Below are 9,550 nucleotides of genomic sequence, written 5' to 3'. Positions count from 1 at the left end.
TCCCGACCGGGGGCCGGGGTGCCCGCCGCAGTGCCGTCCGGCTTGCCCCCCCGCGTCGGCCCGCACCGCTGCAGCCGCGCGCCCCGCCCGGTCGCGCCCCTGGGGGCGCCACTGCCCAGGGTCGCGGCGGCCGTGGTCGGGGGGGGGCTCACCGCCGGCTGCGGGCCGTCCTCCAAGCCCGCGGGGTCCGCCAGCCCCGCCACGGCCGGGCAGTCCGCGCAGGCCCTCCCCTCCGCGTCGGAGTCCACGGCCGCGTCCCCCGAGGCGTCCCCGACCGGGTCGGCGTCGGCCTCGCCGTCCGCGTCCGCGTCCACGTCCGCCACCCCCTCGCGCACCGCCACCGCGACCGCCTCCGCCGCCCCCACCCGCACGCCCAGCACGCCGGCCCGTACGTCCGCCGCGGCCGCGCCGGCCGCGATACCCGGCCCCGGTTACGACAGTTCGGCCGACGCCCAGAAGCAGATCGACGCGGCGCTGCGCGCGGCCAAGTCCGACGGGCGGATGGTGCTGCTCGACTTCGGCGCGAACTGGTGCGGCAACTGCAAGGCCGCCGACAAGGTGTTCGCGCAGTCGCAGACCGCGGCGATCCTCGGGGCCTCGTACCACCTGGTCAAAATCGACATCGGTGGTGACAGCTCGGCCAACTCCGCGCTCCTGCGCAAGTACAGCCCCTCCGGCGGCACGTACAAGATGCCCGTCCTGGTCGTCGTCTCCCCGTCCGGCACGGTGCGCACCGACACCCACGCCACCGGCAACCCGGCCCTGACGCCGGAGGGCATCAACTCCTTCCTGCGCCAGTGGGCGTCGTGAGACGAGCGGTCCGGGGCGCGGCGGCCGGCCTCGCGGTGGCGGCCTGCTTCGTCCTCGCCGGCAGCCTGACGGACGACGGCGGCGGAGCACCCCAGGAGCCCGGGGCGCGGGCGGGTACGGTCCGGGCCGCGGCCGGGGCGACGGTCGTGGAGGCCGGTGCCCGGCAGGCCGCGCCCGTACTGGCCGGCGACGACCTGGACGGCAGGCCGGCCGGCCTGGCCGAACTCCGGGGCCACGTCGTCGTCCTCAACGTCTGGGGTTCCTGGTGCGGCCCCTGCCGGGCGGAGGCCGACGACCTGGAGCGGCTCAGCGGGCAGACCCGGGCCGACGGCGTCCGGTTCCTCGGGATCAACACCCGTGACCGGGACCGGGCGGCGGCTCGGGCGTTCGTCCGCGCACACGGGCTGAGCTTCCCCAGCCTCCACGACCCCGCCGGCGACCTGCTGCTTCGCTTCCCGCCCGCGCTGCTCAACCCGCAGGCCATCCCCTCGACCCTCGTGATCGACCGCCACGGACGCGTCGCCGCCGCCATCGGGGGCCCCGTCACCGACGAGCAGCTGCGGCCCCTGATCGCGAGCGTGCTGGCGGAGGAGGGGTCATGACGACGCTGGTGAACGAAACGCTCGCGAACGGAGCGCTGGTGAACGGGGCACTCGCGAACGAAGCACTCGCGGACGGGACACTCGCGAGCGGGGCGCTCGTGAACGGAACGCTCCTCGTCGCCGCCCCCGTGGCCCTCGTCGCGGGACTCGTCTCCTTCCTCTCGCCGTGCGTACTGCCGCTCGTACCCGGCTACCTCAGCTACGTGACCAGCCTGTCGGTCGCCGACCTGGCCGACGCGCGCGGCGGGAGCCGCAGCCGTATGGCGGCCGGCGCGCTGCTGTTCGTCCTGGGCTTCACGGCGGTCCTCGTCTCCGGAGGTGCCCTGTTCGGCTACGCCGGACGGACGCTCCTGGCCCACCAGGAGGCGGTCACCCGGGTGCTCGGCGTCTTCACCGTGCTGATGGGGCTGTCCTTCATGGGGTTCCTGCCGGGCTTCGCCCAACGGGAGTTCCGCAGCCACCGGCGCCCGGCGCTGGGGCTCGCCGGAGCCCCCTTGCTGGGGGCGGTGTTCGCGGTCGGCTGGACCCCGTGCATCGGCCCTACGCTGGCCGCCGTCCAGGCGCTCGCCTGGACCGAGGCGAGTGCGGCCCGCGGAGCCCTGCTGATGGCCGCGTACTGTCTCGGGCTCGGCCTGCCGTTCATCCTGGCCGCGCTGGCCTTCCGCCGCGCCCTGGGCGCGTTCGGCCTGGTCAAGCGCCACTACGCGTGGGTCCTGCGGATCGGCGGAGGCATGCTCGTCCTCGTCGGCGTCACTCTCGCCACCGGTGTGTGGAACGACCTGGTCTACCGGCTCCAGTTGTGGAGCACCGACTTCTCCCCCGCCCTCTGAGGAGGCATCCATGGGCATGTCCCCGTCCGTACGACGTTCCCGATGTTCCCGACGTTCCCGACGTTCCCGCACGGCACGCGTCGCGGCCGCCCTGCTCACCCTGACCGCTCTCGCGGCCTGCGGCGAGCAGCAGTCCGCCGAGGGCGCCGGCGCCGGCGGCTCCTCCGCACCCACCACGAGCTTCACCGAGAAGGGCGTCACCGTCACCCTCTCGGTGTCCGGCTGGCAAGCCTCGAAGGGCACCCTCACCGCGGTCTTCACGCCCGAGGAGAAGGGCTTCCACCTCTACAGCACCGATCTGCCGGCCACCGGCATCGAAGGCGTGGGCCGGCCGACCGCGGTATCCGTCACCGGGGCCCTCAAGGCGGAGGGCAAGCTGACGGCCGGCGCGCAGGTACGGTCGATCAGCGTGCCCGGCGTCGGCGCCCCGGTCCCCGTCTACCCGGACGGCCCGGTCACCACCACGCTGCCCGTCCGGGCCGACGGCAACGGGGACGCGACGGTGCTGCTCGGCTACGCGAGCTGCAGCGAGAAGGACGGCTGCACCATCCCGGTCTCCGACCGCCCCGTGCACCTGCGCATCACCCCGGACGGTCCGACGTTCGCGTCCCACTAGATACGTCGGCCCGTACGTCGGCCATATACGTCGTCCAGATGCGACGGCCGGATGCATCGGCCAGATGCGTCGGCCCGGGACGACACACCTGGCCCGCACCCCCGCCCGGCCGAGCCCCTAAGGTGTCCCCCATGCCCAGCGTCCTGGTCGTGGAAGACGACCCCAGCATCCGCCAGTCACTGATCGAGGTCCTGGCGGAGCACGGGTATGCCGTACGCAGCTCGGCCGACGGGTTCGGCGCCCTGCGCGAGGTCACCCAGACGCCCGTCGACGCCGTGGTCCTCGACCTGGGGCTGCCCGATCTGGACGGAGGCGACGCCCTGCGCATGATCCGGGGCATTTCCTCCGTACCCGTGCTGGTGGCCACCGCCCGCGACGACGAGCGGGACATCATCAGCCTGCTCAACGCGGGCGCCGACGACTACCTGGTCAAGCCCTTCTCCGGGGGCCAGCTCATCGCGCGCCTCTCCGCCGTCCTGCGGCGCACCGGTCACGTTCCCTCCGCCGGCACGGTCCCGGGCGTGCCGGGCGTACCCGGTACGGTGCCGGGGTCGGCGGCGGCCGACCCGCTGCGCCCGGTCACCGTGGGCGAGCTGGCGGTGGACCCGGGCGCGCGTACCGCGTACCTGGCCGGCCGGGAGCTGCGCCTGACCCGCCGGGAGTTCGACCTGCTGGCGTTCCTCGCCCTCCACACCGGCCAGGTCGTCTCCAAGCGCCGTCTGCTGACCGAGGTCTGGCGCGAACCGTACGTGGACGACCAGACCGTCGACGTACACCTGTCGTCCCTGCGCCGCAAGCTCGGCGAACGCGCGGCGGCCCCGCGCTACCTGCTGACCGTGCGCGGCGTCGGCATCAAACTGGTGGCGCCGCGTTGAGGCGCTCGCTGGCGGGAGTGGCGCTCGCCGTGACCTCCATGGTCGCCCTCTCCTTCCTCATACCCCTGGCCGCTCTGGTGATGTCGCTGGTCAAGGAGCAGGGCGTCACCGCGGCCGAACAGCGCGCCGCCGCCCTGGCACCCGTCCTGACCCTCACCACCGATCCGGCCGCCCTACGGGAGTCCGCCACGAGCCTGGACGCGGCCGAGCACCTGGTCGTCCACCTGCCGGACGCCGGGGCCCTCGGCAGTTCCAAAGCCCCCGCGGCGCTGCTCGAACGGGCGCTGAAGGGGCGCGAGTCCATCTCCCGGGAGATCCCGGGCGGCTGGATCTGCCTGCAGCCGGTGGTGCTTCCCGGCGACCGGGTCGCCGTCATCGAGAACTTCGTCCCGGAGGCGGAGCTGACCCGCGGGGTCATGGAGTCGTGGGCGGTGATGCTCTTCCTCGCCGTGGGGCTGATCGGCGGTTCCGTCCTGGTCGCCGACCGGCTCGGCGCGAAGGTCGTCAGGTCCTCGAAGCGGCTCGCGCAGGCGTCGCACGCCCTCGGTCAGGGCGACCTGGACACCCGCGTGGACCCCATGGGCCCCAGGGAACTGCGGGACGCGGGCGTCGCCTTCAACGCGATGGCCCAGCGCATGACCGAGCTGCTCGCCGTCGAACGCGAGCTCGTGGCGGACCTGTCCCACCGCCTGCGCACCCCGCTGACCGCCCTGCACCTGGCGTCGGAGCGGATGGCGGGCACCCCCGAGTCGGCCAGGGTCGAGGCGGCGGTCGGCGAACTGGAGGCGGAGCTCCAGGCCATCATCGCCGCGGCGCGCACCCCGCTCGCCGTGGGCCCCATGGGCCAGGGCCTGCTCGGCCCGGAACCGGCCACGAGCGGCCGTGCCGCCGGCGCGGGGAAGTCCCGTACGGGGGCGTCCGGCGACGGGGCGTCCGGCAAGGGGACGTCCGGCAAGGGGGCGTCCGGTCCTCGCTGCGAGGCAGCCGACGTCGTCCGACGGCGCACCGCCTTCTGGGCGGTCCTGGCGGAGCAGCAGAACCGGTCCTGCACCGTCGACCTGACCCAGGAGCCCACGGCCGTCAGCCTCTCCGACGACGACGTGGCCGCCGTGGTGGACGCGCTCATCGGCAACATCTTCCGCCATACCGCGCCCGGCACCCCGTTCGGCGTCCAGGTCGTCCGTACGGCCCAGGCCGTGGAACTGGTCGTGGAGGACGGCGGACCGGGCATCCCGGAGCCGGACCGGGCCCTCTCCCGTGGGAGCAGCACCGGTTCCACGGGGCTGGGCCTCGACATCGCGGGGCGGGCCGCGACCGCCACGGGCGGCTCGGTGCACATCGGCCGCGGCCCGCTGGGGGGCGCGCACATCACCGTGACGTTCGCGCTGGCCCTGCCGACCCCCCTGTCCGGCCGCAGGTCCCGCATCTCCCGCCGCCGGCCGGCCTGGCCGCACAAGCGGTAGGGCGGCCGCACCGAACGGCACGGCTTCCGCGCGCGACTGAACCGGAAGGCCGGCGGGCGGCCGGGGGACGGCGGGCGGGGGATGGCGGGCGGCGGGCGGGGACCGGCGGGCAGCGGCCAGCGTCCGCGGACCGGCGCCTCAGCCGACGAGCACACCAGGGTTCAGGATCCCCCGCGGGTCGAGCGCGTCCTTCGCGGCGCGCAGCGCGAGGGCGAAGGGGTCGGGGCGCTGGCGGTCGTAGTCGCGGCGGTGGTCCCGGCCGACGGCGTGGTGGTGGGTGACGGTGGCCCGGTGCCGGTGCAGGACCTCGCTCGCCACGGCCTTCAGCTCGTCCCAGACGGCGACCTCGTCACCGGGCCGCCCGGCGGCCAGCACGGTGAAGTAGGGGGCCGCGCCGTCGGGGTAGACATGGGTGAGGCGGCAGTTGACGGTCGCGGGGTGTCCGGTGGCCTTCAGCGCCGCCGCGCCGACCTCCGTGCGTACCGCTTCGATCAGGCCCGGAATCCGGTCCCAGGTGGCCGCCGTCTCGAAGGTCTCCGCCACGGCGCCCATCCGGGCCAGCCCGTCGCGCAGGTAGGGCATCCGGAGGAAGGCCGAGCGCCAGGCACTCACCGCGGCATCGGCGTACGCGCCGCCCTGGCCGCCGCCCTGGCCACTGCTGCGGCCGCCGTGGGCGCGGGCCAGGCCCACGGCCTGTTCGAGCCGGTCGCCGACCGGTGCGTCGGCCGACTCGAAGCCCAGCACGAGCACGGCGGACCTGTCCTGCGCGGCGCCCGAGAGCGCGGCCTCGCCGGAGTCCAGCAACCGGCAGTTGGCGGGCGAGAGGTCGGACTGCGCGACGGCCCGCACCGCCCGGAGCGCATCGTGGAAGTCGGTGAAGGCCACGGAGGCGGACGCCTTGTGCACCGGACGCCGCTGGAGGCGGACCCACGCCTCGGTGATGACGCCGAGCGCTCCCTCGGAGCCGAGGAACAACCGGTCGGGGGAAGGCCCCGCGCCGGAGGCCGGCAGCCGCCACGAGGCGCTGGTCCCGGCCGGCGTGACGACGTTCATGGACTGGACGAAGTCGTCGATATGCGTACGGCCGGTCGCGTAGTGGCCGCCGGCGCGGGTGGCGAGCCAGCCGCCCAGCGTGGAGAACTCGAAGCTCTGCGGGAAGTGCCGCAACGTCAGGCCGTGGGGCCGCAGTTGCTCCTCCAGACCCGGCCCGAGCGCCCCCGCCTGGATACGTGCGGCCCGGCCGGTGCCGTCGACCTCCAGGACGCGGCCCATGGCGGTCAGGTCGAGGGAGAGTACGGCGCGGTGCGCGTCGCCGCGGTACTCCACGCCGCCGGTGACGGAGGACCCTCCGCCGTACGGGACGACCGCGACCTGCCGCTCGCCGGCCCAGTCCAGCAGATCGGCCACCTCCCGGTCGTCCGTGGGGCGGGCGACGAGGTCGGGGATGCGGCCGGGCCGCCCGCGCAGGGCCCGTACGACGTCGCGGTACGCCTTCCCCATCGCGTGGGCGGCGCGGTCCTCGGGGTCCGCGGTGACCAGGTGCGCCAGGCTCGGCGGGGGTTCGACGGCCGGGCCTGCGATACGCAGGTCACGGACGCGCGGGACGGGGAGGGGCCGGGCGAGGGTGCCGGGAATCAGGGCCCCCATCGCGAGGCACTCGTCGTCGTCGGGATGCGCGTCCGCCCAGCCCCACCCCCACCAGGAGCGGGTGCGGGACTTCGCCTGCGCGTGCGTGGTGCCCGGTGTGCCCGGTGTGCCCGGTGTGCCCGTGACGCCTGTGGTACCTGCGATGCCCGTGATGCCTGTGGTGCCGTCCATAGGTGCGCTCCATGTCCGCAGGAGGGAAAGGGGGGGCAGAGGATCGATCGCCGAATTTACCATCCGGTAAATTACTTACTGATAACATCCACTCATGGCAACCCCACGCTCGAAAGCCGGCACCAAGGGAGTCCCGCGGGAGCAGCGCCGGCAGCAGATCCTGGCCGCCGCCACCGAGGAGTTCGGCGCCAACGGCTTCGCGGGCGCGTCCCTCGCCGCCATCGCGGCCCGGGTCGGCGTCACCAAGACGCTGCTGCACCAGTACTTCGGCACCAAGGAGGACCTGTACGTCGCCTGCCTGGTCCCCGTCGGGGACCGCCTGCTGGCCGCCGTCGAGGACGCGATGGGACCGGACGGCACCACCCCGGACACGCCGCTGCGGGTACTCCACGCCATCTTCACCGCCCTGGAAGGCGGGCGGGAGGCATGGTTCGTCCTCTACGACACCTCCCTGCCCCCGGGCGGCGAGGCCGCCCGGCGCGCAGCGCAGTACCGGGCGTCCATCGACCGCCTCGCCGCAGGCGGCACCGCCGACCTGCTGCGCGCGACCGGCTCCACCGACCCGCTGGACGCCGACGCCCTCAAGTACGTCTGGCGCGACCTCGTCTCCACGCTCGTCCGCTGGTGGGTGAAGCACCCCGAGCAGTCCCCGACGGCCATGACCCAACGCTGCGCCCGCCTCTTCACAGCCGCCGCCACCCTCACCCCACACCTCCAGCCCTGACCGATGCCATGGCGCAGCGACGGGCCGGGGCCGGCGCACGAAAGGCCGCCCTCCCGTGCGGGAAGGCGGCCTCCGTCCGACGTCACCGCCTCGGCCGACGGCCGTACGCTCAGCTCCGGTCCGGGCGGAGTTCGATGTGGTCCGGGGCGAGGTCGACCGCGACGCGGTGTTCCATGCCCAGGGACTCCAGGAATTTCTGCGGGAGTTGGACGCGGCCCGAGCGGTCCAGGACCACGTACTCGCGTTCGCTGACCGATTCCTCGCCGTGCTCGTCGGTGACCAGGCGGCGCAGGACCTCGCTGCTGGTGCGGCCGTCGCGGATGGCCACGGTGCGGCGGACCTCGCCCGCCACCATGGGGTCGTGCGTCACGATGACCACCGTCACGCCGAGCTCCTTGTTCACCGTGCGGAAGGTCTCGAAGACCGACGCGGCCGTCTCCGAGTCGAGTTCGCCCGTGGGTTCGTCCGCCAGCAGCACCTTGGGGTCGTTCGCCATCGCCACGGCGATCGCGACCCGCTGCTGCTGGCCGCCGGACAGTTCCGCCGGGCGGCGGTGCGCCAGGTCGCCGATGCCCAGTGCGTCCAGGACCTCCGCGACCCGGGCGGTGCGGCGCGCGCCGGCGCCGCGTCGGGGCCCGCCGCCCTTCAACTGCATGGGCAGCGCGACGTTCTGGGTGGCCGTCAGGAACGGCAGCAGGTTGCGGGCGGTCTGCTGGTAGACGAATCCGACCGCTTCACGCCGGTAGCGCAGCCGGTCCCGCGCCGACAGCTCCAGCAGGTCGTAGCCGGCGACCGCCGCGCTGCCCGCGGTCGGCACGTCCAGGCCCGCCAGGATGTTCAGGAGGGTGGACTTGCCGCTGCCCGAGGCGCCGACGAGGGCCACCAGGTCGCCCTGGGTGACCGTCAGCTCCAGCCCTTGCAGGGCCTGCACCTCGATGCCGTCCGTGCTGAAGATCCGGACCAGGCGGTCGCAGGCGATCGCGGCGTCGGCCGCCGCGGTACGGGGCTCCGCGGCGGCTGCCGCCCGGCGGCGCAGCTCCTCGTACGTCGGCTGGTCGCTGTTCAACGCTGAGGTCACCGCTGGTCTCCCGCTCTCAACTCGGTGGTGGTCTGCCGTCGCCCGGATGTCGCCGCCTCGACGAGCACGGCCGCGGCGACCAGGGCGGCCAGGCCCAGGGCGTGGGTCAGTACGGGCCGCGCGGTGAGCCGTACGCCGGTCGGCACCTCCGCGCCGACCAGCGTGGACAGGTCCATCGCCGGACCCAGCAGCGCCACCGCGGCCGCCGCCACCAGCGCCCCGCCCAGCGCGGCGGCCAGGGTCTGCGGCAGGACCTCCGCGAGGATCAGCGCCACGCCCTGCCGGCGGCGCAGCCCCATGGTGCGCAGCCGGGCCAGCAGCGCCGCGCGTTCGGGGACGGTGCGCATCAGCGTCAGCAGTACGGCCAGCAGGGCGAAGCCGGCCGCCGCGGCCACGCAGGACCAGAAGAGGCGCTCGGCCGAGCCCTGCAACGGATCGGCCGCCAGCTCGGCGACGCCCTCGGCGCTCGTGCGTACCAGGTACGGTTCGCCGGACGACCGCGCCCCGGAGGCCGGGCCCGGACTCGCGGCGGGCACCGGAGCCGAAGCCAGCGTCGACGTCGACGTCGACGACGCCGCCGGCGATGCCGCCGACGGCGCCGGGCCGGCGGCGCTGGTCAGGGCCTGCAGCCGCGCCGCGTCTACGGGGCCGAGGCCGAGCCACCGGTTGGGGTGGATGCCGCCGCGGATCCGGGACGTCGCGGGGCCCGCCGGCAGCACGACGGTCTCCCCGCC

10 protein-coding genes are annotated in these 9,550 nt (G+C 74.8%); 7 read left to right on the top strand and 3 right to left on the bottom strand.

The window, feature by feature from the left end; all coding sequences use genetic code 11:
* The 6 genes from GPJ59_RS28340 to GPJ59_RS28315 form a co-directional block, all read left to right on the top strand.
* Window positions 1-810 (top strand): thioredoxin family protein (locus tag GPJ59_RS28340; RefSeq protein ID WP_219670546.1); only part of this gene is annotated, 810 nt, incomplete at its 5' end.
* Window positions 807-1,412, top strand: a complete 606-nt coding sequence (locus GPJ59_RS38685; protein ID WP_219670545.1) for a TlpA family protein disulfide reductase — start codon at window positions 807-809, stop codon at window positions 1,410-1,412. The genes GPJ59_RS28340 and GPJ59_RS38685, both read left to right, overlap by 4 nt.
* Window positions 1,409-2,242, top strand: a complete 834-nt coding sequence (locus GPJ59_RS28330; RefSeq protein ID WP_219670544.1) for a cytochrome c biogenesis CcdA family protein — start codon at window positions 1,409-1,411, stop codon at window positions 2,240-2,242. Before GPJ59_RS38685 ends, GPJ59_RS28330 begins: the two co-directional genes overlap by 4 nt.
* Window positions 2,243-2,252: 10 nt before the next feature.
* Window positions 2,253-2,858, top strand: a complete 606-nt coding sequence (locus tag GPJ59_RS28325; RefSeq protein ID WP_219670543.1) for a hypothetical protein — start codon at window positions 2,253-2,255, stop codon at window positions 2,856-2,858.
* 131 nt (window positions 2,859-2,989) lie between these two features.
* A complete protein-coding gene (locus GPJ59_RS28320) occupies window positions 2,990-3,733 on the top strand; it encodes a response regulator transcription factor (protein WP_219670542.1) in 744 nt (247 codons plus the stop codon).
* Window positions 3,730-5,196, top strand: a complete 1,467-nt coding sequence (locus tag GPJ59_RS28315; RefSeq protein WP_219670541.1) for a sensor histidine kinase — start codon at window positions 3,730-3,732, stop codon at window positions 5,194-5,196. The genes GPJ59_RS28320 and GPJ59_RS28315 overlap by 4 nt, the downstream gene beginning before the upstream one ends.
* A gap of 138 nt (window positions 5,197-5,334) precedes the next feature.
* Here GPJ59_RS28315 and GPJ59_RS28310 read toward each other — a convergent pair whose 3' ends face one another.
* On the bottom strand, window positions 5,335-7,014 hold the full coding sequence (locus tag GPJ59_RS28310) for an FAD-binding oxidoreductase (RefSeq protein ID WP_219670540.1): 1,680 nt from the start codon (window positions 7,012-7,014) through the stop codon (window positions 5,335-5,337).
* A gap of 94 nt (window positions 7,015-7,108) precedes the next feature.
* Between GPJ59_RS28310 and GPJ59_RS28305 the strand changes: the two genes are divergently transcribed.
* Window positions 7,109-7,738 (top strand): TetR/AcrR family transcriptional regulator, encoded by a 630-nt coding sequence (locus GPJ59_RS28305; protein ID WP_219670539.1) that lies wholly within the window; start codon window positions 7,109-7,111, stop codon window positions 7,736-7,738.
* 109 nt (window positions 7,739-7,847) lie between these two features.
* Here the strand turns inward: GPJ59_RS28305 and GPJ59_RS28300 are convergent, their stop codons facing one another.
* A complete protein-coding gene (locus GPJ59_RS28300; protein ID WP_374200931.1) occupies window positions 7,848-8,816 on the bottom strand; it encodes an ABC transporter ATP-binding protein in 969 nt (322 codons plus the stop codon).
* The coding region (locus GPJ59_RS28295; protein ID WP_374200930.1) for an FtsX-like permease family protein at window positions 8,813-9,550 on the bottom strand (738 nt) is incomplete at its 5' end. The genes GPJ59_RS28300 and GPJ59_RS28295, both read right to left, overlap by 4 nt.

It is taken from the genome of Streptomyces bambusae (assembly GCF_019400985.1).
Classification (GTDB): Bacteria; Actinomycetota; Actinomycetes; order Streptomycetales; family Streptomycetaceae; genus Streptomyces; species Streptomyces bambusae_A.
Note: the sequence above shows the minus strand (reverse complement) of the source record. Positions and strands in the feature narration are given on the sequence as shown.

Excerpts from the sequence above, each read along its gene's own strand:
- GPJ59_RS28330 (WP_219670544.1), top strand. The coding sequence starts at position 1,409 with ATGACGACGCTGGTGAACGAAACGCTCGCGAACGGAGCGCTGGTGAAC.
- GPJ59_RS28325 (WP_219670543.1), top strand. The coding sequence starts at position 2,253 with ATGGGCATGTCCCCGTCCGTACGACGTTCCCGATGTTCCCGACGTTCC.
- GPJ59_RS28320 (WP_219670542.1), top strand. The coding sequence starts at position 2,990 with ATGCCCAGCGTCCTGGTCGTGGAAGACGACCCCAGCATCCGCCAGTCA.
- GPJ59_RS28310 (WP_219670540.1), bottom strand. The coding sequence starts at position 7,014 with ATGGACGGCACCACAGGCATCACGGGCATCGCAGGTACCACAGGCGTC.
- GPJ59_RS28305 (WP_219670539.1), top strand. The coding sequence starts at position 7,109 with ATGGCAACCCCACGCTCGAAAGCCGGCACCAAGGGAGTCCCGCGGGAG.